This is a genomic window from Thiorhodovibrio winogradskyi, from assembly GCF_036208045.1.
Taxonomy (GTDB): domain Bacteria; phylum Pseudomonadota; class Gammaproteobacteria; order Chromatiales; family Chromatiaceae; genus Thiorhodovibrio; species Thiorhodovibrio winogradskyi.
Genome location: NZ_CP121472.1, coordinates 240,259 through 264,062 on the forward strand (window position 1 = coordinate 240,259; position 23,804 = coordinate 264,062).

Annotated in this window: 15 protein-coding genes; 7 read left to right on the top strand and 8 right to left on the bottom strand. The window is 62.5% G+C overall.

Going from position 1 to position 23,804, the window contains the following annotated elements; all coding sequences use genetic code 11:
* Positions 1–9: 9 nt before the first annotated feature.
* Positions 10–1,074 carry a quinone-dependent dihydroorotate dehydrogenase gene (locus tag Thiowin_RS01305; RefSeq protein ID WP_328985951.1) on the bottom strand — a complete coding sequence of 355 codons (1,065 nt, stop codon included), beginning with the start codon at positions 1,072–1,074 and terminating at the stop codon, positions 10–12.
* Between the two features lie 99 nt (positions 1,075–1,173).
* On the opposite strand from Thiowin_RS01305, the gene cls reads away from it, so the two are divergent.
* Positions 1,174–2,568, top strand: coding sequence for a cardiolipin synthase (gene cls, locus Thiowin_RS01310; protein ID WP_408034255.1), 1,395 nt, complete (start codon positions 1,174–1,176; stop codon positions 2,566–2,568).
* A gap of 549 nt (positions 2,569–3,117) precedes the next feature.
* Here cls and Thiowin_RS01315 read toward each other — a convergent pair.
* The 7 genes from Thiowin_RS01315 to Thiowin_RS01345 form a co-directional block, all read right to left on the bottom strand.
* Positions 3,118–3,507, bottom strand: a complete 390-nt coding sequence (locus Thiowin_RS01315; protein WP_328985953.1) for a DUF3775 domain-containing protein — start codon at positions 3,505–3,507, stop codon at positions 3,118–3,120.
* 143 nt (positions 3,508–3,650) lie between these two features.
* Positions 3,651–4,601 (bottom strand): diguanylate cyclase, encoded by a 951-nt coding sequence (locus Thiowin_RS01320; protein ID WP_328985954.1) that lies wholly within the window; start codon positions 4,599–4,601, stop codon positions 3,651–3,653.
* A complete protein-coding gene (locus tag Thiowin_RS01325; protein WP_328985955.1) occupies positions 4,598–8,743 on the bottom strand; it encodes an ATP-binding protein in 4,146 nt (1,381 codons plus the stop codon). The genes Thiowin_RS01320 and Thiowin_RS01325 overlap by 4 nt, the downstream gene beginning before the upstream one ends.
* A 167-nt stretch (positions 8,744–8,910) precedes the next feature.
* Positions 8,911–10,179, bottom strand: a complete 1,269-nt coding sequence (locus Thiowin_RS01330; RefSeq protein WP_408034144.1) for a malic enzyme-like NAD(P)-binding protein — start codon at positions 10,177–10,179, stop codon at positions 8,911–8,913.
* A 13-nt stretch (positions 10,180–10,192) separates the two neighbouring features.
* Positions 10,193–13,345 (bottom strand): efflux RND transporter permease subunit, encoded by a 3,153-nt coding sequence (locus Thiowin_RS01335; protein ID WP_328985957.1) that lies wholly within the window; start codon positions 13,343–13,345, stop codon positions 10,193–10,195.
* Positions 13,342–14,823, bottom strand: coding sequence for an efflux RND transporter periplasmic adaptor subunit (locus Thiowin_RS01340; protein ID WP_328985958.1), 1,482 nt, complete (start codon positions 14,821–14,823; stop codon positions 13,342–13,344). The genes Thiowin_RS01335 and Thiowin_RS01340 overlap by 4 nt, the downstream gene beginning before the upstream one ends.
* A gap of 153 nt (positions 14,824–14,976) precedes the next feature.
* On the bottom strand, positions 14,977–17,037 hold the full coding sequence (locus Thiowin_RS01345; RefSeq protein WP_328985959.1) for a sensor domain-containing diguanylate cyclase: 2,061 nt from the start codon (positions 17,035–17,037) through the stop codon (positions 14,977–14,979).
* 136 nt (positions 17,038–17,173) lie between these two features.
* Between Thiowin_RS01345 and Thiowin_RS01350 the strand changes: the two genes are divergently transcribed.
* The 6 genes from Thiowin_RS01350 to Thiowin_RS01375 all read left to right on the top strand — a co-directional run bounded on the left by Thiowin_RS01350 (position 17,174) and on the right by Thiowin_RS01375 (position 23,708).
* Complete coding sequence (locus Thiowin_RS01350; protein WP_328988175.1) at positions 17,174–19,318, top strand: YgiQ family radical SAM protein; 2,145 nt, start codon at positions 17,174–17,176, stop codon at positions 19,316–19,318.
* A gap of 378 nt (positions 19,319–19,696) precedes the next feature.
* Complete coding sequence (locus Thiowin_RS01355) at positions 19,697–20,260, top strand: YqgE/AlgH family protein (RefSeq protein ID WP_328985960.1); 564 nt, start codon at positions 19,697–19,699, stop codon at positions 20,258–20,260.
* Positions 20,261–20,335: 75 nt separating this feature from the next.
* On the top strand, positions 20,336–20,776 hold the full coding sequence (ruvX, locus tag Thiowin_RS01360) for a Holliday junction resolvase RuvX (RefSeq protein ID WP_328985961.1): 441 nt from the start codon (positions 20,336–20,338) through the stop codon (positions 20,774–20,776).
* Entirely contained in the window at positions 20,769–21,305 is a 537-nt protein-coding gene (gene pyrR / locus Thiowin_RS01365; protein WP_328985962.1) for a bifunctional pyr operon transcriptional regulator/uracil phosphoribosyltransferase PyrR, read from the top strand. The genes ruvX and pyrR overlap by 8 nt, the downstream gene beginning before the upstream one ends.
* A complete protein-coding gene (locus Thiowin_RS01370) occupies positions 21,305–22,375 on the top strand; it encodes an aspartate carbamoyltransferase catalytic subunit (RefSeq protein WP_328985963.1) in 1,071 nt (356 codons plus the stop codon). The genes pyrR and Thiowin_RS01370 overlap by 1 nt, the downstream gene beginning before the upstream one ends.
* Positions 22,368–23,708, top strand: coding sequence for a dihydroorotase (locus Thiowin_RS01375; RefSeq protein ID WP_328985964.1), 1,341 nt, complete (start codon positions 22,368–22,370; stop codon positions 23,706–23,708). Before Thiowin_RS01370 ends, Thiowin_RS01375 begins: the two co-directional genes overlap by 8 nt.
* Positions 23,709–23,804: the final 96 nt, after the last annotated feature.

The window sequence follows — 23,804 nt, forward strand, 5'->3', positions numbered from 1 at the left end:
AAGAAGTTTTCACTCTCCCGATGCCCGTGGTTCCAGGTCTTGCTCAAGGATGCGTCGCACCAATGCGGGTCCGTGGTAAATCAGTCCGGTATAGAGCTGGATCAGGTCGGCGCCGGCGTTGAACTTCGCCACGGCATCCTCGGGTGAGAAGATACCCCCGACACCAATCAACACCGGTTTTTCACCCAGTTCCGCTCGCAGCGTGGCGAGCAACTCGGTACTGCGAGCCAACACAGGTCTGCCGGAAAGACCTCCGCTCAGTCCGGCGGGCGGGTCGGGCAGGGCCGAGAAGTCGATGGTGGTATTGGTCAGAATCAAGCCCGCGCAGCCTTCGTCCAGGGCCGCCCGGGCGCAGTCGATGGCGTCCCCGTCAGTCAGGTCTGGCGCCAGTTTGACCAAGAGCGGCCGAGGCGAGGCGAGGCCCTGATTGGCGGTCTGCAACGCCGAGATGATGCGCCTGACGTCCTGGATGCTTTGGAGATTGCGCAGTCCGGGCGTGTTGGGGCTGGAGATATTGACCGTGACATAGTCCGCCCATTCGCCAAGGACGTTAAAGCTCTGGCGATAGTCAGCCGCGGCCTCCGCCGGGCTGGCACTTTTGGATTTTCCAATATTGACACCCAGCGGCACACGCAGACATCCGCCATGGCGCAGCGTGCGCAGCCTACGCGCCATTTGCTCCGCCCCCAGGTTGTTGAATCCCATGCGATTGACCAAGGCGCCCTGGTGCGGAAAGCGAAAAAGCCGCGGGCGCGGATTGCCTGGCTGCGGATGTGCCGTGACCGTGCCGACCTCGACAAAACCAAAGCCCATGCGCTGCCAGGTCTGCACCGCGGTGGCATCCTTGTCCAACCCGGCCGCCAGTCCGACTGGGTTGGGAAATGTCAGGCCCATCAGGCGTCGAGCTCCAGTTTGGTCAGCTGGCTTTGGGCGCGAGGGCACCTTCAAGCGGTCCAGGGTGCGCGACCAGGAGCCGGCCAAGACGAGGGTTAGGCGATGGGCCAACTCCGGATCGAGCCGGAACAAGAGCGGGCGCAACAGACGCCAACTTCCGGTGGTGGGTTCATGGGTCATAATGCAAGGGGGTTAAGTAGCCAACGGCAGTGAGAGTATGGCATGGAGTTGATTGTTCAGCTTGAACATCTGGGGCTGCAACTTGTGCTCACGGCCCAAATGATCGCGGTGATTCTGACCACGGCGCATATATTGCTGGGCAACCGGGATGTGGCGTCCACCGTGGGTTGGACCGGACTAGTCTGGCTTGCGCCTCTGATTGGCTTGCTGATTTACTGGACATTTGGCGTTAACCGCATTCAGCGCAAGGCGCACCGCTTGCGGCCCCAGGCTTCGGCACAGAGCGAGTCGGCGCGGATCGCGTCCGAGGATCGAGCACATCATCTGCTCGAGCAGCGCTACCCCGACTGGGTGCCGCTGGGACACCTTGGCGATGCCCTGACGCAGTCGGTGCTTGAATCCGGTAACCGGGTGTGCGCCTTGATCAATGGCGATCAGGCTTATCCGCAGATGCTGCGTGCCATTGATGGGGCCCAGCATAGCCTTGCCCTCGCGACCTATATTTTCGATATCGATGCCGCGGGACGCCAGTTTGTTGCCGCGCTTGAGCGCGCCCAAAGTCGCGGCGTCCAGGTGCGGGTGTTGATCGATGCCGTTGGTCAGCGTTACAGCCGTCCGCGCGCACCGCGCTTGCTGGGACGCTTGGGGGTGCCGGTGGCGGTGTTTCTTGAGTCCCTGCTGCCGATTCGCAGTCAGTATCTAAATCTGCGCAATCATCGCAAAATCCTGGTCGTTGATGGGCGCGTCGGCTTCACCGGGGGGTTGAATATCCGCGGTGGCTGCCTGCTGGCCAACTGTCCGCGCCGGCCGGTGCGAGATCTGCATTTTCAGCTTGAGGGGCCGGTGGTGCGTGGACTGATGAATGCCTTCGAGGTGGACTGGCATTTCACCACCGGCGAGCGCCTGAGCGGCGATACCTGGTTTCCGCGACTGGTTCCAGTGGCGGACAGCCTGGCGCGCTGCCTGCCAGATGGACCCGATGAGGACTTTGATGTGATCCGCCGCATGATGCTCGGCGCTCTGGCTCAGGCGCGCGAGCGGGTGTGCATTATCTCCCCCTATTTCTTGCCCGATCAGGTCTTGCTGACGGCGCTTAATGTCACCGCGTTACGTGGTGTCGAGGTACGAATTTTGCTTCCTGGACGGAACAATCTGAGATTCGTCGAATGGGCCGCCCAAGGGCAGGCGGAGCAGATTCTCGCCGGCGGCTGCCGAGTCTTTCTCTCACCACCGCCCTTTGATCACACCAAGCTGATGTTGGTGGATGATCTTTGGAGCTTTTTTGGATCCTCCAACTGGGATCCGCGCAGCTTGCGACTCAATTTTGAGCTCAATGTGGAGGTATATGATCGTCCACTTGCGTGTCAGCTTCAGCAGTTGTTCGATACCAAGCTGCAAGCGGCAACGGAGATGAGCGCGCGGCAGATGCGCGCCCGCCCGGTGCCGATCAAACTGCGTGATGGCGCCGCGCGGCTGTTGAGTCCTTATCTTTAAAACAGACTGTTCTTGAACCAGCATCTGGGAAACGACCATGAAAACACTGCTGATCGCCAACGCGTGCGGTCAACGAGGGGCGTCAATATGATGCCGATATCTACCTCCGTGACGGACGTATCGCAGCCATTGGCGGTGATTTGCAGTCACGTCCGGCTGATCGGATTCTCGACGCCCAGGGTCGGCTCCTGCTGCCGGGCATGATCGATGACTAGGTGCATTTTCTAGAGCCGGGGCTGAATTGATGTCATTGCCACCGACCACGCTTCCCATTCAGTTCGGGGCGACGCGCTGAGGGATTGAGTTCATCGATCAGTGAGATAAGGTCGCGGCATGTTGATACAAGCAGGACTGCCTGTCAGCGACATGTCCGCAGCTGCGATCAAAGGGGATGTTTGCAGCAAACACGATGCCGCGGGGGGTGGCTCGAGCGGTCTGCGCTTCTGCGCTTCTGCGCTTCTGCGCTTGGCAGCAGAAATAATCTCTGCTGAAGCCGCTTGTGCCGGATGTCTACCACATCGTATTTGGCGACAAGGATTCGTTCACGACTCACTCATCGCAAGATAGCCCGTGTGCGATCAGGCCTTCCTCCAGGTGGTCGGAGATCATCGGGTGGCCCAGTATGTATTCGCAGGCGCGCAGACTGAAATCACCCAGCGCCTGGTCGACGCATTCTTCCCATTCGTCGATGCTGTAGTCGCCGCGCCCCAGCCACATGAGCGCGACCAACTCGGCGCGTTGGCGCTCGCCCATTTCGGCAATGCTCTGGCGCAGTTGGTTCAGGCTGTAATCCTCGCTGTGGTCAGCCAGGATTTGCAGCGCCCAGTCCTCGGTCGGGGCGGCTGGTGAATCTGGTATCACCACCTCCTCCTTGGCCTGGAACTCGCGTGCCAGGGCGATGATGCAGCAGAGTGTTTCGAGCCGGATATGCAGTCGCATGACCTCCCCCTGTGGGTTGTTGTTGTTTCCGGTGCGGGATGCCGGTTTGTTATTGGTTGTTGGTACCAGTCTACTACGCCGGCAGCCGCGGTTGTCTGACAGGGCGCAACGGAAGCGGCCATGCGTGCCGGATCTCCATCCGATCAGGCTGACTTTGTCGCGGCCGCTGGTTGAGTGTGCATCCCTTCCTCGAGTTGGTCGATCGCATGGCGATTGCGTCCTTGGGATTTGGCCAGATAGAGTTGCTTGTCGGCGGCGGCGGTGAACTGCTCGGGTTGCAGGTTTTGGGTGCAATAGCCTGTGACCACGCCGAGGCTGATGGTGACATGGGGGGCGGTGGGGGAGGTCTGGTGCGGGATGGCGAGCGCCATGATGTTCTCGCGGATGCGCTCGGCGATGGCCGTGACCTCCTCGGTGTTGCCGGTATCGGGTAGGATGCATGCAAATTCCTCGCCGCCGTAGCGAGCGGCCAGGTCGGTGGTGCGCAACAGGGAGTCGCGAATGCGGGTGGCGATGGCGCGCAGGCAATCGTCGCCGCGCAGATGGCCATAAGTGTCGTTGTAGGTTTTGAAGTGGTCGATGTCGAGCATGATGATGGTAAGGGGCGCGCCACTGCGTCTGTGGCGTTGCACCTCGCGCTCGAGCACCTCGTCATAGCGCCGGCGGTTGGCCAGTCCGGTCAGACCATCGGTGGCGGCGAGTTGGGTGAGGCGATCGCGGGCACGCTTGAGTTCGATGTGATTGCTCACTCGCATGCGCACGATTTGGGGGTTGATGGGCTTGGTGATGTAATCCACGGCACCCAGGGCAAGGCCGCTTGTCTCGGTCTCGATATCATCGCGGCCAGTGATGAAAATGATCGGAATCTCGGTAGTGTGGGGCTCGGCCTTGAGGCGCGCGCAGATCTCGAAGCCGTCCATCCCGGGCAGGATGACGTCAAGCAGAATCAGGTCCGGGTTGGCGGTGGCGGCCAGTTCCAGTGCCTTGGCGCCATCGGTGGCGAAGAGCACCTCGTGATCATCCATGAAGATTTCGGCGATCAGCTCAATGTTGCTGGTCTCGTCATCAACGATCAGGATGCGTGGCTGGTTCATCTGTTTGGGGTTGGACTGCTTGAGGTGGATGAATCGACGTCAGTGCGGACTAGCGGCTCCTCGAAGGTGGCGGCATCGAGCTGGCGCAGGGCGTCGGCGAAATCCAGCCGTTCGAGCGCCGCACCCAGGTCAGCGAGCGCGAGCGGATCGGTGCCCCGCGCCAGCAGCGGACGGAGATCGGCAAAGGTGCGTCGCGCGTTCAATTGGTTGGCGGCGAGCTGATCGCGCAGCTGCATCAGCCGTGGGCGGATGATGGTTTTCGAGCTGAGGCCTGCATCCAGTGCTTGCTCTTCTTCGGGTTGTTGGCGCCTACCTTGCCGCTGAGGCGGTGCAGGCGACCACTTGCTCAACGCTCGCGCGGCCAGTAGTGCCTCGGCGAGTTCCTGGCTCAAGCGCTCCAGGGCTAAATCGTCGCTCGGATCGTTGATAGAGAAATTACCCGCGCCGTCCGACTCCGGGGTGCGGGCGGACAGGGACTTTTCCAGACCGGCGGCGGTGCTGGCCAATGCGCTGAGCCCCAGGGTAGCGGCGTTGCTTTTCAATGAGTGAAGACGCTGACCCGCTCCCTCGGTATCGCCGGTGGCCAGGGCGTTGCGGATGCCCAGGTCAGCTTGATCGAAGCTCTCGGCAAAGGTGGCGATGAGTCGCCGTAACAGCCGCTGATTGCCATTGCAGCGGGCACAGGCCGCTTGCAGATCGAAGGGCGGCCACTTGGGCGGCAGCAGGCTGGTCGCACGGGGAGCTGAGTCGGGGCACCTGGGTCGGGGCGGTGGCTCGGCCTCGGGTGTTCGCTCAAGATCGATTCGCGGGCGCGCTGGCGTGGGCGGCAGCCAGCGCCGCAGCAGGGCGAGCAGGCGCTCCGGGTTGATCGGCTTGGTCAGATGTTCGTTCATGCCGGCGGCCAGGCTTTTCTCACGATCATCGGGGAGTGCATGGGCGGTCATGGCAATGATGGGCGGGCTGGGCCTTGCCTCTGGCGCGGACTGGACCGGCCGCCCCGATTGCCGCGCCTGCTCGGCGCGGCGGATGCGGCGGGTTGCCTCCAGGCCATCGAGTTCTGGCATCTGAATATCCATCAGCACCAGATCGAAGGCTTGGGACAGCGCCAGATCCACTCCTGTGAGTCCGTCGGTTGCCGTGGTGACGCTGATGCCCAGTTCGTCCAGCAGTGCGCAGGCCAATTGCAGGTTGAGCTTGTTGTCTTCAACCACCAGCACATGGCGGCCGCGAAAGTGCATGGAACTTGGACTTGATTGCTCGGGTGCCGGGTGCTCAGAGCCCGTTTTGGCCGGCCAGCCAGTACCGCCTAGGTCGGGTGTCAGGTTCGTCTTGGGTCGGTTCGGGGCCGCATTGAGATCCAGGCGCTGGCGCAGGCTAAAGCTGAAACGGCTCCCTTGGCCGGGGGTGCTCTCGACCTCGATCCGACCGCCCATGCGCTCGATCAGGCTTTTGCTGATGGCGAGTCCGAGTCCGGTGCCGCCGTGGCGCCGGGTGGTGGAGCTGTCGCCTTGGGAGAACACCTTGAACAGTCGCCCAAGCTGCTGGGGGTCGATGCCAATGCCGGTGTCCCAGACCTCGCAGCGCAGCCTGATCTTCCCTTCCTCGACCGCGTCTGGCAGGGCTTGGATGCGCACGCCGACCTCGCCGCGCTCGGTGAACTTCACCGCATTGCTGGCGAGGTTGGTCAGCACCTGGCCCAGGCGCAGGGGGTCGCCGATCAGGCGGGTCGGGGTGTCGGGTGCGATCTCGACGCGTAGCGCGAGCCCCTTGCGCCCGGCCGGCTCGCGGATCATGGCGCTCAGGGTGTCGAGCAGATGGTCAAGCGCGAAGGGGCGCTCTTCCAGGTCCAGGCGACCGGCCTCGATTTTGGAAAAGTCGAGTATGTCGTTCAAAATCGCGAGCAGTTGCCGAGCGGCGGTCAGGGTCATGTCGAGCTGCTCGCGCTGTTCGGGATCCACCGCCTTACGCTGGGCCAGATAGGTCATGCCGATCACGGCATTCATGGGGGTACGTATTTCGTGGCTCATGTTGGCGAGGAAACGGCTTTTGGCCTGGTTCGCCGCATCGGCTTCCGCCGCCATGGCATTCGCGTGCTCGATCGACTGATTAAGTGCCCGGTTTAGGCGTTCCTGCGCCTCGCGTGCCTGGCGCTCGCCCAGATACTGTCGGTGGCGGGCGAGGGTGGCGGCAAAGTTATCGGCCGCGAGTTGCAAAAGCGCGCGCTCGGTCGAACTAAAGGAACGCTCGCGCTCGGTGTCGTCAAAACCGATAAAGCCGATCAGTTCGCCATCGACGCGCATGGGTTGCATGACGCAGGCTTTAATGGACTGTGCCGCGAGCGCCTCGCGCACGGGGGTCATGGGCGCCGGCAAGGCATCGACGGAGCGGATGAAGAGCGCATCACCGGCGAGGAATTGTTCAATTAGACCGGGAAAGCTCTCGAAGGGGATATCCTGGAGTGCCTGGAGCTGGGAGCTGACCCCCGCGCGGCACCACTCGTGCGAGTTTGACCAAGTGCGCGCCACCAAGTCGTTGCTAAAAATATAGGCGCGCCCCGCGTTGAGATAAGTCCCGAGAATGCTCAGGCAACGGGTCAGACCCTCGTCGATGGCGTCGATGCGCAAGTTGGCATTGGCCAACGCGAGGCGCGAGGCGATGGCGTGGAAGTCCTTGAGTTCGCGCAGGCGGGCCTCCGCCTGTTTACGCTCGGTGATATTGACGATAATGCCATCAAGCCACTCGAGCTGGCCATCCGCGCCATGGCTGCCGCGGCCGGTCTCCTGCACCCAGAGGATGTGGCCGTCGCTATGGCGGATACGATAGCTGATCTCGAACGGCTCGTGCGCCGCTGTTGCCCATTGGATCCGCTCAAAGACACTGTCCCTGTCCTCGGGGAAAATGAGATCCGTGTAGCTGCGCTGGCAGGGCGCGAGGAACTCCGCCGCCGGATAGCCGCTGAGCCTCTCGATGCCGTCGCTGATGTAGTCCATGGTCCAACGCGGCTCATTCAGGCAGCGATAGACCACGCCGGGTACATTCTGCGCCAGCGAGCGGAACTTGTGCTCGCTCTCGCGCAAGGCCTGCTCCTTGGCGCGGGTCAGCCGCAGATTGGCCGAGAGCGCCGTCGCCGCCTGGGCCTGACGGCGCAGCAAGTGCAACAGGCTCGCGAGCAGGGCGCTCACCACCAGGGCCACCAGGCTCCAGCTCAGCATCTGCTGGTGCTTGTGGCTGGCGATGCCGACCATCACCGGGCCGATCTCTTCCTCGACCATCACCGCTAGGGGCCAGTCCCGCAGAAGACGCACCGACACCATGCGCGCAGCCTCATTGCCAGACTCGAACACGCGAGAGTTCAGGCTGCCGTCGGCCTCCGCCAAGGCGACGACCTCGGGTGCGATCAGACCCACCATGCGCTGCTCGCTCGGTTGTTGCACGATCATCTGTCCGTCATGGGTGGCAATGGTCACCGAGGTGCGTGCAAGCCGGTCGGCGATTGCTAGCGCCTCGGCCAACCAGTCGACATCCATGATGGCCACCACGGCACCGGCGAACTGGCCCTGCTGATCAAGCACCGGACGGCTCAGGGCCAGGAAATGATGATCGGGGTAGATGCGCGAGTCCAGCAACTCGGAGAGGAGTGGCTGGTCACGCGGGTCCGCGCGATGGCGGAGAAAATAGCTGCGATCAGCTACCATGGGCGGGTCGCCATCGGACGCCCAGGCACGTATGCGCCCGTCGCGGTCGAGGAGCAGAAAATCAAGCAACACCGGGACCTGATCGCTGCGGGGTCGCAGTACCGCCGCCGCCATGGCCGGCCCATCGGTCATGGGGCGGATTTGGCGGATCTGAATGAGCGCGCGGTCAAGCTCGGCCAGGCGCGCGAGTACCAGGGACTCTTCGGTGAGTGCCAAGCCCTCGGTGCGGGCGCGCGCACTCTGCAACAGGTGATCCGCGAAGTCGCGGGTGTCGACCAGATACTGACTGACGGCCAGACCGAGCAACAGCAGCCAGAGAAGCAGGATCGCGAGGAAGGACAGTCGTTCTCCGCGCAGGCGCGGATCAGCTGTCCCGCCCCTTGCCGCCAGCGGCGGTGAGGAATAGAGTGGGGTTGCCGGGATGGATTTGGATGCTAGAGGTTCCACCCCTCGATTCTAGACCTAACCCGGACTTCGCGCTCAAGGCCAAGCGTGCACCAGCGATACCAAATTTCGTTATCCAGCGTCCGGTTGTTGGCCCGATTATCTATACCAGAGCGACACCCAAATTTGGAATTGCTGGGTGCGCACGCTGGCTTTGAGCCGAAGTCGCGCTAAGACATCGCGGCAACCCCGCTATCAATGGCGGCATGGGCCACGGCCTGGGGGACGCGTTCGCGCAGGCGCGGGTCGAAGGGCTTGGGGATGATGTAGTCGGGGCCGAATTCCAGTGCCTCCAACTCATAGGCTTTGAGCACCTCATCCGGCACTGATTCGCGCGCGATGCTTCGCAACGCCTCGACCGCGGCGATTTGCATCGCCTGGTTGATGCGCGAGGCACGCACATCGAGCGCACCGCGAAAAATGAAGGGAAAACCAAGCACATTGTTGACCTGATTGGGATAATCCGAGCGGCCGGTGGCCATGATCAGATCATCGCGCACCTTGAACGCCTGGGTGGGGCGGATCTCCGGAATAGGATTGGACAGCGCGAACACAATGGGCTTGGGCGCCATGGAGGCAAGCATGGCGTCGCTGACCAGATCCGGACCAGACACGCCAATAAAGACATCGGCATCTCGCATGGCGTCAGCGAGCGTGCGCTTGTCGGTCGCGTTGGCGATCTCGGCCTTGAATGTGTTGAGATCATCGCGGCCTGGGTGTATCACCCCTTTACGATCAAGGGTAAAGATGTTCTCGAGCCGCGCACCCAGGCTGATCAGCAGGTGAATGGCGGCGATGCCGGCGGCCCCGGCGCCGAGAATGACGATCTTGGCATCTTGTAGCGTTTTGCCCTGGAGCTCGAGTGCGTTCAGCAGACCGGCCGCGATAATGATGGCGGTGCCGTGCTGGTCGTCGTGAAAGACCGGAATGTCCAGCCGTTCGATCAGCCGCCGCTCGATGTCGAAACAATGGGGCGCGGCGATGTCCTCGAGATTGATGCCGCCGAAGGTCGGGGCGATGCGCGCGACCGTGTCGATAAAGTCATCCGGGCTGTCGGCATTGACTTCTATATCAAAGCAGTCGATGCCGGCGAAGCGCTTGAACAGCACCGCCTTGCCTTCCATGACCGGCTTGCCGGCCAGGGAACCGACATTGCCCAGGCCCAGCACCGCGGTGCCATCGGTGATGACAGCGACCAGGTTACCCTTGTTGGTGTAGCGATAGGCATCGGCCGGGTCGGCATGAATGCGCCGCACCGGCTCGGCCACGCCTGGGGTATAGGCCAAGGCCAGCTGGTGCTGGGTGCTGGCCGGTTTGGTGATCTCGGTGGCGATTTTGCCGGGCGTTGGCTCGGCATGATAGGCGAGTGCCTCGGCATTGAGGTCGGCGTCCTGGGCGGCGGTGTCGGTCACGTTGTTATCTCCGCTGGGTGAGTGCATTGATCGGTTCCGGTCAGGAAGAAGCGGGTGGTATCGCGGGTGCTGGCGTCTTGGTCTTACCCAATCCATGAAACCACTCGCGCCCGCGCTGGAAGACCACATAGAGCATGGGGATCAGGAAAATCCCCAACACCGCCGCGGCCAGCATGCCGCCGAAGACCGCCGTGCCAACACCGCGTTGACTGGCCTCGCCGGCCCCCGAGGCGGTGATCAGTGGAATCAGCCCAAGGATGAAAGCAAAGCTGGTCATCAGCACCGCGCGGATTCTCAGATGCGAGCCATTGATGGCGGCCTCCTCGATGCCGCGCCCGGCCTTGCGTTCGGCCATGGCGAACTCGACGATCAGAATGGCGTTTTTGCTCGCCAGACCAATGAGCACCACGATGCCAACCTGGGCGTAAAGGTCATTCGGCAGGCCGGTCAGCCAGAGAGCCAGGGTGGCGCCAAGCATGCCCACGGTGACAGACAGCAGGACCGCCGCGGGCATGGACCAGCTCTCGTAGAGCGCGACCAGAAACAGGTAGGCAAAGAGTACCGCTAGCCCCAACACCATGCTGGTCTGACCGCCAGCCTGCTTCTCCTGGAAGGCCGTGCCCGTCCATTCGTAGCCATAGCCGGCGGGCAGGGTTTTGAGCGAGAGCGCCTCCATATCGGCGAGTGCCTGACCAGAACTGTAGCCCGGGGCCGGCTCGCCCTGGATGCTAACGCTGCGGTAGTTGTTGTAGCGTTGCAGAATCTGCGGTCCAAGCAGTAACTCCGGCGTCAACAAAGCGCGAATCGGGACCATCTGGCCCTGATTATTGCGGATATGGATCCGATAGACATCGTCGAACTGCTCGCGATCGCGCTCGTTGCCCTGAATCTGCACCTGCCAGACGCGGCCGAACTTGTTGAAGTCATTCACATAGTAGCCGCCCAATGTGGATTGCAGCGCGAGAAAAATATCACTGATGGCGACGCCGAGGGTCTGTGCTTTCTGGCGGTCGATGTGCAGAAAAATCTGCGGCGTGTCGGTGGTCCAGGTGGAAAACACCCGTTCCAATCCAGGCTCTTGATTGGCCGCGATGACCATGGCGCGCATCACCCCAGCCAGTTCCCGCGGGGTGCGACCCTGCAAGTCCTGCAACTGGTACTCAAACCCGCCACCGGTGCCCAACCCGATAATGGGCGGCAGATTAAAGGGCATGACGCGGGCGCCGGCAATCTCGCTGGTTTTTGCCGCCATGCGCCCAATCACGGCATTCACGCCTAAATCTGGGGTTGTCCGCTCGGAGAATGGCTTGAGACGGACCACCACCAGTGCGCTATTGGACTGCACGCTGCCGTTCAGGATGCTGTAGCCAGGCACCGTCAGCAGATGTGCGATGGCCGGGTCATCCTGCATCATTTCAACGATTTGCTGGCTGATGGCGATGGTGCGATTCACCGAGGCACCCTCGGGCAGTTGCACCTCGGCCATGAAGGCGCCTTGGTCCTCTTCAGGTAAAAATCCTGTCGGCGTGTGGCTAAACAGCCAGCCAGCACCGAGACCAATGACGGCCACCATCACCAGCACCAGGGTTGCCACCCGCACCAGGCGTTTGACAATGGAGGAATAACCGTCGCGCACACCGTCAATAGCTCCCATCAGTCGCGCCATGATGCCGCCTTTGCGATGGTGCGTGGGCTTGAGCAACACCGCGCTCAAGGCTGGCGAGAGCGTCAGCGCGTTGATCGCCGAGATCAGCATGGAGAAGCTCACCACGGCGGCGAACTGCTGAAACAATTGTCCGGTGATGCCGGGAATGAAAGCCACGGGCACGAAGACCGACAGAAGCACCAGGGTCACGGCGATGATGGGGCCGGTGATCTGTCCCATGGCTTTCTTGGCGGCGGCTCGCGGATCGAGCCCGTCTTCTTCCATGATGCGCTCGACATTCTCGACCACCACTATGGCGTCATCGACCACGATGCCGATGGCCAGCACCACGGCGAGTAGCGAAATAGTGTTGGCCGAGAAGCCGATCATCAGCAGGAAGGCGAAGGTGCCCACCAGTGCCACCGGCACCGCCACCAGCGGAATCAGGGTGGCGCGCCAACTGCCGAGGAAAATGAACACCACCAGGATGACCAGCGCGAAGGCCTCAAACAGGGTGTGAATCACATCCTCCAGGCTGGATTCAACAAAATCCGTGGTGTCATAAACGATGGAGTAGGTCAGGTCGTCGGGGAAGTTCTGGGCGAGCTTTTCCATCGCCTGGTCAATGCCCTTGGCCACGGCCACCGCGTTGGCGCCTGGGGCCAGGTAAATGGCCATGCCGGCGGTGTCCTTGCCATCAAGCATGGAGACACTGCTGAGCTGCTGGGAGCCCAGCTCGACCTTGGCGATATCCTTGATCAGCACCGTGGAGCCGTCGGGATTGGCGCGCACCACGATCTTCTCGAACTCACTGGTGTCGGTCAGCCGACCTTGGGTTTGCAGGCTGATCTGGAACTGCTGATCTGGGGTCATCGGTTGGGAACCGATGGTGCCCACCGCCGCCTGGACGTTTTGCGACTGAATGGCGTTGATGACATCCTGCGGCGACAGCGAGAGTGCCGTCATGCGGTCCACATCCAGCCAGATGCGCATGCTGTAATTGAGTGGGCCGAATTGATTGACCTCACCCACCCCCGGCACGCGCGCCAGGGTGTCCATGACATTGATGGTGGCGTAGTTGCTCAAGAAGAGCGCGTCATAGCTCTCCTTTGGTGAATGCAGGGCAATGACCTGGAGCATCGCGGTCGATTGCTTCTTGACCGTGATGCCCTGACGGGTGACCTCCGAAGGCAGTTGGGGCTGGGCAAGATTGACCCGGTTTTGCACGTTCACCGTGTTCATGTCCGGATCGGTGCCAAGCGCGAAGGTCACATTGAGCGAATAGCTACCGTCATTGGCGCTGGTCGACTGCATATAGAGCATGTTGTCGACGCCATTGACCTGGGACTCGATGGGCTGAGCGACCGAGGACTCGACCACCGAGGCGCCAGCGCCAGGGTAGGAGGCCGACACCGAAACCTGTGGTGGAACAATGTCCGGAAACTGGGCGACCGGGATTTGGGTAATGGCAATGAGGCCAGCGAGCGTCAGGACGACCGAAATGACGATCGACAGTCGTGGCCGGTCGATGAAGACGTCGGAGATCATAGGGCGTTGGCCTCGCTGTTTTGCTCGCGTTCGGCCTGGCCATCCTGCTTGCCCTGGTCGTCCTGCTTGTTCTGATTGTTCTGGGTCTCCTGATCCTGCTTGTCATCGGCATCCTTGGCGCTGTCGGTTTGGGCGTCGCTATCGCCAGCTGTCGCATTCAGGGTGCCGACAGATGGCTTGGATGCTCCGGTAGTCGCCGGCTTGGATGCGTCCTTGGGTGCGCCCTTGGATGCATCACCACCAGCATCTTGATTGGCATCAGCACCGGTCTCGGCAAAGCCGCTGTTATCCAGCGCCCGCGGCGGACTGGCCTTTACCGGCTGGCCGGGGCGAACCTTCTGAATCCCCTCGACGATCACCAACTCGCCTTCCTTCAGGCCCTTGGTTACCGCGACATTCGCGCCCTTGGTCGGGCCAGTCTGGATGCGACGCACCTGCGCCTTATTGTCCTGATCGACCACAAAGATGTAGATCCCCTGTTGATCGACCTGGAGCGCGGCCTGAGGCACCACGACCGACGCATCCGGATCTCCCAGCGCCAGCTTCAGATTCACGAACTGCCCATCAATCAGTATCCCATCCGGATTGGCGATCTCGGCACGCAGAGTAACGGAGTCCGTTGTCTCGTTGGTGGTGACATCGACAAAATTCAGCTGGCCAGAGTGCTCGTATTGGTTGCCGTCGGGTAGCTCGACCAAGACTTTAATCTGCTCGGGATTTCCGCCTCTGTTCTCGATCTCGCGGCGCGCTTCGAGCAGTTCGCGCTGGGTCACCGGGAACTGTACATAGATGGGGTTCTGGCTAACCAGGGTCGCCAAGGGGCCGGATGACGGGCTCACCAGATTGCCGACGGTGTAATTGGCAAGACCAATGCGCCCGGCAACCGGGGCGGTGATCTGGGTGTAGCCCAGATTCAACTCCGCCGCGTTAAGCGCCGCCTGTGCTTGCTGAATACTGGCCTGGGCGACAGATTCGGCGGCCTGGAGTTCATCGACCTTGGATTGGGCGATATTCTTGCTTGCCAGCAGTTCCTGCCCGCGCTTGAGCTGCGCGCTGGCATTGAGCTCGCTCGCCTTGGCCGAGGCGACATCGGCTAGGCGCTGCTCAACGATGGCTTCGTACTGATCCGGTTCGATCAGGAAGAGCACCTGGTTTTTCTCGACCCGGTCGCCTTCCTTGAAACGGCGTTCTTTCAGAAAGCCCTCGACGCGGGCGCGCAGTTCCACCTTATTGATTGCCACCACGCGGCCGACGAAATCCGCCTCATCCTCGACCAGCTCGGTTGTGGCGGCTTGCGCCACCACTGAAGGGGGTGCGGTGGCGGTTGGAGGTGCTTCGGGCTTGCCGCAACCGCCGAGCACCAGACCCAAGAGCACGGCTGCCGGAAGGAGACGCCAGCGCGACCGAGGGTGATGGTGCCGGAGCATCGCGACCGGCGTGATGGTGGGACAATCCGTCGCGCGAGCTGCTTGCCGCATCGGTAAACCTCATGATGGTCGCTCAAAGCCAAACTGCGGTGGCCTCGAGTACAGCCGAGATCACCCCAGACGATCAGAAAGGCGCTATGCTAAAGTAAATCGCGGCTGGATGCCCGTGGTTGTTCGCACTTGTCGGCGCTGGCGGCGACCTGCTCAGTTGCTCTGTCGGCGCCACAGATGCACCTGGTTGCGTCCGGCGGCCTTGGCGGCATACAAGGCCTCGTCGGCGCGATCAATCCAGGTCTGCTCGTCAAGGTCGTTGTCATCCATGGCCACGCCAAAACTCGCGGTCACCTGACCGACGGCGGGAAACCCTGTCTTGAGCAAGCGCGCGCGCAGGCGTTCGGCCAGCTGCAGGGCGCCCTGGGTGTCGGTGTCAGGCAGCAGAATCAAAAACTCTTCCCCGCCCCAGCGCGCGATGCGATCAGTGGTGCGCAGGCCCGCATTCAGGCTGTCCACCACGGCACGCAGAACCCGGTCGCCTTCAGGGTGGCCGAAGCGATCATTGATGGTCTTGAAGTGATCCACATCCAGCATGATGAGGGCCGAGGGGGCGCTGTCTCGATGGCGCCGATGCTTGAGCTGACGAATCACCTTGAGCAGGCTGTCCCGATTCGGGATGCCGGTGAGTGAATCATGGTTGGCGCGATGTTCCAGCGCCTCCATCAGGCGCCTGGCGTCGGTCACGTCATGGATAATCAGCAAGAGCACCTCGCCACTGCTTGTGGTCATACGCCGCACCTTGGCCTCGCCGATAAAATGGCTCCCCTCGGCCAGGCGCAGGCGCACCTCGAAGCTTTCATTCGGCGCGATGTAACGCCCGGCGCGTGCTTGCGCCAGCGGTCCGTTGGTCTCCAGTCCCAGGCTGATCAGCGTCTGGCCGAGGACCTCGCTACGGGTTCTGGCCAGGACACTCAGCAAGGCGTCATTGGCCTCGATCAGACACAGGCTCACCGCATCCAATAGCGCCATGGGGCTGGGGTTTTCGTCGAAGGCAGTGCGAAAATTGCGCTCGGCGCGGGCTAGGTCGGTCATGTCGCGGGCCACCTCCACCACCCCGGTGAGGCGGCGCTGGCCCTGCTCCTCGGCATAGGCCGGAAAGGAACGCACTAGGCATTCGCGCCCATCGGCCAGCGTCTGGCGCGACTCCGACGGTTGTCCGGTGGCGAAGGTCTCGATCACCGGACAACCGGCACAAGGTTGGTCGCGATGCTGGATCAGCTGATGACAGTACTGACCAACCAGAGCCTCGGGCGCGCGGGAAAACTGACGACCATAGGCGGCGTTGGACCAGGTCACGCGCATGTCAGGCGCGGCGAAGAAGCACACCAAATCGGTGATGCTGCCGAGGATCAGCGCTTTCTCCAGGGTGCTTTGGTGTTGCTCGGTCACATCGGCCAGGGTCATGACCAGACCGCTCACCTCGCCACTGTTGTCATGCACGGGTTGCAGGCCAATATCCCAATAAGTGATGCCGCGCTCCGGCTGATCCGGATGCCGGAAGGGACGGGCATGCTCCAGATAGGGCTCGCCGGTGCGGATGACGCGCTGGAACAGCGCCTGATTTTCCCGATGCGGATACAGCTCGAAGTGATTGCGCCCGACATAGTCCCCCGGCTGGCGCTGACCATAACGCGCGTAAGCCTCGTTGACGCGGATGAAGTTGAATGCCCGGTCGAGATAAGCGATGCCGGCGACACCCTGGGCGAAAAAGCGCTCTTGCAGTTCCAGGCTGTCGCGCAGCGCGCTTTCGCTGTCGTGTCGCGCGGTCACATCATGCGCCACCACCATGACGCCGATGCGGCGTCCCTGGTGCATCAGCGGATTGCGCTTGAGGCTGATCCAGCGGCGCTGGCCCTTGAGTTCAATCAAGCGCTCTTCTTCGAGCGACACCCCGGTGTCGAGCACCTGACGGTCGCCCTCAATCAGATCGCGCGCCAAGGGCGCCGGCAAAAAATCAGACAGCAAAAGCCCCTGCAGTGAGGGCGCGGGCCGACCGAGCCAGTCACCCAGCGCGCGGTTGGCGAAGCGCAGACGCAGATCGGCATCCATCACCGCGATTGCATCGGTGGCGGCATCGAGGGCCGCGTGCATCCAGTCAGTACCCTGCCAGTCGGAGGCGCGCACCCGGCTGCCGGCCGTCTTGCCGCCGCTAAGAGGTTTGATTCCTGATGCTTCTTCGGTCGCGCCCTTGGCGCTAACCGCCTGTCGCATGTTTACAATCTCGAGTGGGTGGGGAGCGAGATCACGCTGGTCGCGGGTGATCGGCCGCGAACGCGAAGCGCGGAATAACCGGTTATCCTAATCGAAAGGGCACGCCGATGCCTCCCATTTTGACCAATGGATGACCATGACCGAACCACCGGATATTTTCTCCTATCGCAAACACTGGGCGCACAAATTCGGCACGGCGCCGGAATTGCCGATGTCGCGCGCCGAGATGGACCTGCTGGGCTGGGACGCCTGCGATGTGATCATCGTCTGCGGCGATGCCTATGTGGATCATCCCAGCTTCGGCATGTCCATTATTGGCCGGCTGCTTGAAGCCCAGGGCTTTCGTGTTGGCATCATCGCCCAGCCCGACTGGACCAATGCCGAGGACTTTCGCCGCCTGGGTCGCCCGGCGCTGTTTTTTGGCATCACCGCCGGCAACATGGATTCCATGGTCAACCGCTACACCGCCGAGCGGCGCAAGCGCTCCGATGATGCCTACACGCCCGATGCCGCCCCCGACCGCCGCCCCGATCGCGCCCTGACCGTCTATGCCCAGCGCGCGCGCGAGGCCTACAAAGACGTTCCCATCGTACTCGGCGGCATCGAGGCCAGCCTGCGCCGAGTGGCGCATTACGATTACTGGTCGGAGAAGGTGCGGCGTAGTGTGCTAGTCGATGCCAAGGCGGATATCTTGCTGTTTGGCAATGCGGAGCGCGCGCTGGTCGCCCTGGCGCATCGGCTGGCGCGCGGTGAGTCGATCAGCGCGATTCGCGATCTGCGTGGCACCGCCTTCATGGTGCGCGACTTGCCTCGAGACTGGACGCGGCTGGATGCCAGGACGTTGGATCAGCCGGGACGGCTTGACCCGCATCCAGATCCCTATCGCGATGAACCCTTGTGTTCGGGCCAGAACTCGGACCAGAACTCGGACCAGAAAGGTGCTAACCAGGCGGATGTCGCGCGGTCGCCGCCGGCGCCAGTGGCTGTCGCGGCGCAAGCCGCTCCCACCCGCGAGCGTACCCTGGTGCAGTTGCCGGCCTATGAGCAGGTGCGAGCCGATCCTGTGCTCTACGCCCATGCCGCGCGGGTGTTTCATCTGGAAACCAATCCCGGCAATGCCCGCGCCCTGGTGCAAGCGCATGGCAATCGCTGGCTGTGGCTGAATCCGCCGCCGATTCCACTCACCACCCCCGAACTCGATCGCCTGTTTGAGCTACCCTTCGCGCGCCGTCCGCATTCGAGCTACGGCGCCGCCCGCATCCCGGCCTGGGAGATGATTCGCTTCTCGGTCAACATCATGCGCGGCTGCTTTGGCGGCTGCACCTTCTGCTCCATCACCGAGCACGAGGGCCGAGTGATTCAGAGCCGCTCGCGGGAGTCCATCCTGCGCGAACTCGAGGACATCCGCGACCGCGCGCCCGAGTTCACCGGCTCCATCTCCGATCTCGGCGGCCCAACCGCCAACATGTGGCGCATGTCCTGTCGCAGCCCGGTCATTGCCGCGGCCTGCCGCCGGCTGTCCTGCGTGCATCCGGACATCTGTAAGCATCTTAACGCCGACCATGGCCCGCTCATCGGTCTCTATCGCCAGGCCAGGGCAGTGCCCGGCATCAAGCGTATTCTCATCGCCTCCGGGCTGCGCTACGATCTGGCCGTGCGCTCACCGGCTTATGTGCGCGAGTTGGTCACCCACCATGTGGGCGGCTATTTGAAAATCGCCCCCGAGCACACCGAGCCCGGACCCTTAAGCAAAATGCTCAAGCCAGGCATCGGCAGCTTCGAGCGCTTTCGCGAGCTGTTCGAGCGCTATTCGCGCGAAGCGGGCAAGGAACAGTATTTGATCCCTTACTTCATCGCCGCCCACCCCGGCACCAGTGATGAGGACATGCTGAATCTCGCCTTGTGGCTGAAGCGCAATCGCTTCCGGCTTGACCAGGTGCAATCCTTCCTGCCCACCCCGCTGTCCCTGGCAACGGCCATGTACCACAGCGAGCGCAATCCGCTGAAAATCATCACCCCGGATTCCGAGCGCGTGGCCGTCCCGCGCGGCCAACGACAGCGCCGCCTGCACAAGGCGTTTTTGCGCTACCACGACCCGGACAACTGGCCGCTGCTGCGCGAGGCACTCACCCGCATGGGTCGCACCGATCTCATCGGCAACGGCAAGCGCCATCTGGTGCCGAGCTTTCAACCGGCAGGGACGGGTAGGGTGTCCAAGGCGTCCAATCCGCTGCGCACTCAGAGCTCTGCTTGGCGGCGACCCTCAGAGCGACAGCGGTGACTGCGTGCTTCGCGAGGACAAGGAGGTAGCAATTCCAAATTTGGGTGTTTCATCTACTGATCACCGGGCCAACAATCGGGCGCTGGAAAACGAAATTTGGAATTGCTGACAAGGAGGCCGGCAAATTGAAAGCAAAGGGCCGCGTGTGCTTGATCGATTTTGCCGAGGCGACCTAGCGGTATTTCGTTTGCAGAGCAGCATTCGCAACCTCAGAGGATTTGCTTGGCTGATGACTGCTATTGAGGTGCGCGTCTGCTAAGATCCGGCACTAAGAGCGGTGCCGAGTGCTGGTGCCAAAACAGTGAATAATTGCAACGGCGCGGGTGCCTGTCAAAGACACTTGCCTAGCGCCCTCTGGCTCGGGATACTATTCTCCCCATGAGCTTATCCACCTCGCTGACCAACCATTTCCTGATCGCGATGCCGGGTCTGCAAGATCCGAATTTTTCGCGAACAGTCACCTATATTTGCGAACATAGCGCGCAAGGCGCCATGGGCATTGTCATCAACCGCCCGATGGATCTGCGGCTTGGCGATGTGCTGGAGCAGCTCGACATTGAGCCGCAACGGCCCGAGATCTCCAATCAAATCGTCTATCTGGGCGGTCCGGTGCAAACCGACCGCGGCTTTGTTATCCACTCCGGACCAGAGACCTTTGACTCCACTCTGAGCGTCACACCCGATCTCCGCGTTACCACCTCGCGCGATGTGCTCGAGGCCATTGCCAGCGGCAAGGGTCCCGAGCTATGTCTGGTCGCTTTGGGCTATGCCGGCTGGACCAGTGGTCAGCTTGAGGAGGAGCTGAGCGCCAACGCCTGGCTCAGCGGCCCAGCTGACAACGAGACACTGTTCAGGCGCCCGGCATCTGCTCGCCTGCAGGCGGCGGCACAACTCATTGGCATCGATATCAACCTGCTGATTGGTGAGGCGGGACACGCCTGATTGTGACCAATGCGCCCCAGCCCGCACCTATTTTAAGCCTGATTTTCCTCAGCTTGACTCAAGGTTGCCCTCAGATTGACAACGCCAACCACCTTGTTTGGCTTTGATTTTGGTCCGCGCAAGATCGGCATCGCCGTCGGCCAGACCCTGACCGGCACGGCCAGGCCGCTCGCCACCCTGCGCAGCCGCCATAACAAGCCTGACTGGGCTGGCATTGAGACTTTAGTACGCGACTGGCAGCCGAGTGCCGCCGTGCTTGGGCTGCCCATCCGCATGGATGACACCGAGGAAGACTGGACACCCCTGGTCCGTCGCTTTGCCCGACAACTCCAGGGACGCTTTGGCTTGGAGGTGCATCTAGTTGACGAGCGCCTGACCAGCCGCGCCGCGCGCGACGAACTGGGTGGGCGCTTTGACAACCGCGACGACCAGGTTGACGCCGTGGCGGCCAAGCTGATTCTGGAAACCTGGCTGGGCGAGCAGCTTGTGCAACGCGAGGACCACAACCATGACTGACGGCGACATCTGGCAAAATGCCGAGCAACTCGAAACCATCATGGCTACCATGGCTCGGGATCTGCAAACCCGGTGCCAGGAACGCGGCATTGACCGCCCCCTGATGGTCGGCATCCACACCGGCGGCGTCTGGGTGGCCGAGCGGCTGCACCAGTTACTGGGTCTTGAAGAACCCCTGGGATTTTTGGATATTTCCTTCTATCGGGATGATTTCACCCGCATCGGCCTGCACCCCCAGGTGCATCCGTCGGAACTGCCAGTGGCGGTCGATGACCGCGCGGTGATTCTAGTCGATGACGTGCTCCAGTCTGGGCGCACCATCCGTGCCGCGCTCAATGTGCTCTTTGACTATGGCCGGCCATCGCAGGTACTGCTGGCCATTCTCGCCGAGCGCGACGGGCGCGAACTGCCGATCAATCCGGATGTCGTCGGACTACACGCCGAGCTCGCGCACGGCAACCATATTAAACTCAGCGGGCCCGAGCCGCTTCGACTCGAGCAACGCGCGGCTCCCAAGGATCAACCCTGATGAGCAGCAGCCCACTGGCCAGCGCGAGCGCCATCAAGCAGCTCCAGGCGTCGTCCGTGGACCCCTCTGCCTTTGTCGCGAACCCGCAACTCGACGCCCAAGGCCATTTGCGCCATTTTCTCACCATCGACGGCCTTGATCGTGCCCTGTTGACAGACATACTCGACCGCGCGGAGGGCTTTCTCAGCGTCGCCCGAGCACCGGTCAAGAAAGTGCCCCTGTGTCGCGGCAAGATTATTGCCAATCTGTTTTTCGAAAACAGCACCCGCACCCGCACCACCTTCGAGCTGGCCGCCAAGCGGCTCTCAGCCGATGTGCTCAATCTCAATATCAGCACCTCGGCCACCGCCAAGGGCGAGACTCTGCTCGACACCTTGCGCAACCTCGAGGCAATGCACGTGGATATGTTCGTGGTGCGGCACAGCGACAGCGGCGCGGCCCATTTCATCGCCCGCCATGCCGCGCCTCATGTCAGCGTGATCAACGCCGGGGATGGCTGTCATTCCCATCCCACCCAGAGCATGCTGGATATGTTCACCATTCGCCGCCATAAGGGCGAGATCGCCGGGCTCAAGGTGGCCATCGTCGGGGATATTCTGCATTCGCGTGTCGCCCGCTCACAGATCAGCGCGCTCAATACCCTGGGCGCCGCCGAGGTACGCGTCATCGCACCGCGTACCCTGATTCCAGCCTGCGCGCCCGAGGCTCTTGGAGTGCGCGTCTGCCACGACCTGCGCGAGGGCGTGACCGACTGCGATGTGATCATCATGCTGCGCTTGCAGCGCGAGCGCATGACCGGCGGTTTTCTGCCGAGCGAGCATGAATATTTTTATCTTTTCGGCCTGACCGAAAAGCGTCTCGCCAGCGCCAAGCCCGACGCCATCGTGATGCATCCAGGGCCGATCAATCGCGGGGTCGAGATGGACTCCGAGGTTGCCGACGGGCCGCGCTCGGTGATTCTTGAGCAAGTCAGCAATGGTCTGGCGGTGCGCATGGCGATTATGTCCACCTGCATTGGCGCTCAGCATAGCGCCGGCCAAAGCCCCGAGCGGGAGGCCGCGCGTGACTGAGACCCCAGACCAACAGCCGCGACGCCCGTCCATTTCACATCTGGCCGTGCCACGCCTGTCCATCCTGGGCGCGCGCGTGATCGACCCGGCCAGCGGCTTTAACCAAGTAGTCGATCTGCATCTGGCCGAGGGTAAAGTGCTCGCGATCGGGCCACCGCCAGCGGATTTTCGCGCCGAGGAGCTGATCGATGCCGGTGGCCTGCTTGCCATTCCCGGCCTGGTTGATCTATGCGCACGCCTGCGCCAGCCTGGCCTTGAGCAAAAAGCCACCATTCGCAGTGAGACCCGGGCTGCCGCCAGCGCCGGCATCACCACCCTGTGCTGCCCGCCCGACACCTTGCCCGTGGTGGACACCCCGGCAGTGGCGCAACTCATTCGCCAGACCGCCGAGCAACAGGGCTTTGCCCGGGTGCTGCCGGCTGGCAGCCTGACACAAGGCCTGGCCGGCGAGCAGATCAGCGAAATGGCCGCCCTCGCGCGCGCCGGATGCCCGGTGCTGAGCCACGCCGACCGCCCCATCCGCAGCGCGCGGGTGCAGCGTCGGGCGTTGGAATATGCCGCCACCTTCGATCTGACCTGCTTTCTGCATCCGGCCAATGCATCTCTTTCCGAGGGCGGTCTGGTGCATGAGGGCCGCATCAGTACCCGTCTGGGCCTGCCGGGCATCCCCGCGGCCGCCGAGACGGTCGCCGTCGCCCGTGATTTGGCCTTGGCCGAGCAGACAGGCGCCCGGATTCACTTTCGTGGCCTGTCCACCGCGCGTGCCACCGAGATGCTGGCCGAGGCGCGCGCGCGTGGCGTACAAGTCACCGCCGATGTCAGCGCGCATCAGTTGTTCCTGACCGAAGACGACCTTGACCCCTTCGATGCCAACGCCTTGGTGCTGCCGCCGCTGCGCACCGAGGCCGACCGCCAGGCGCTGCGCGCGGCAATCGCCGCCGGGGTTATCAGCGCCATCTGTTCCGATCATCAACCGCACGAGGCCGACGCCAAGCTGGACACCTTCCCCCAGGCCGCGCCCGGCATCTCGGCACTCGAAACCCTGCTGCCGCTCACGTTGCGCTTGGTTGACGAAGGCTTGCTCCCGCTGCCCTCCGCTCTGGCCTGCGTCACCTGCCATGCCGCCGCGATCCTCGGTTTGCCCTATGGCCGCATCCAGCCAGGCGTTGCGGCCGATCTCTGCCTGCTCGCCCCGAATGAGCGCTGGAAACTAACCCCTGAGCGAATGCGCAGCCAGGGTAAAAACACCCCCTTTCTTGGCCAAAGTATGCGCGGCGCGCCAAGACTGACCCTGCTAGGCGGCCGACCCGTGTTTGATGCGGCAGCCCCTTGAGGACGCAGCTCTTTGCCACAATGACTGAGCTAGCACTCTAGCCTGTCTTGGTCGCCGGACTGCGAGGTCAACAACGGTGACCACAACACCCCTACC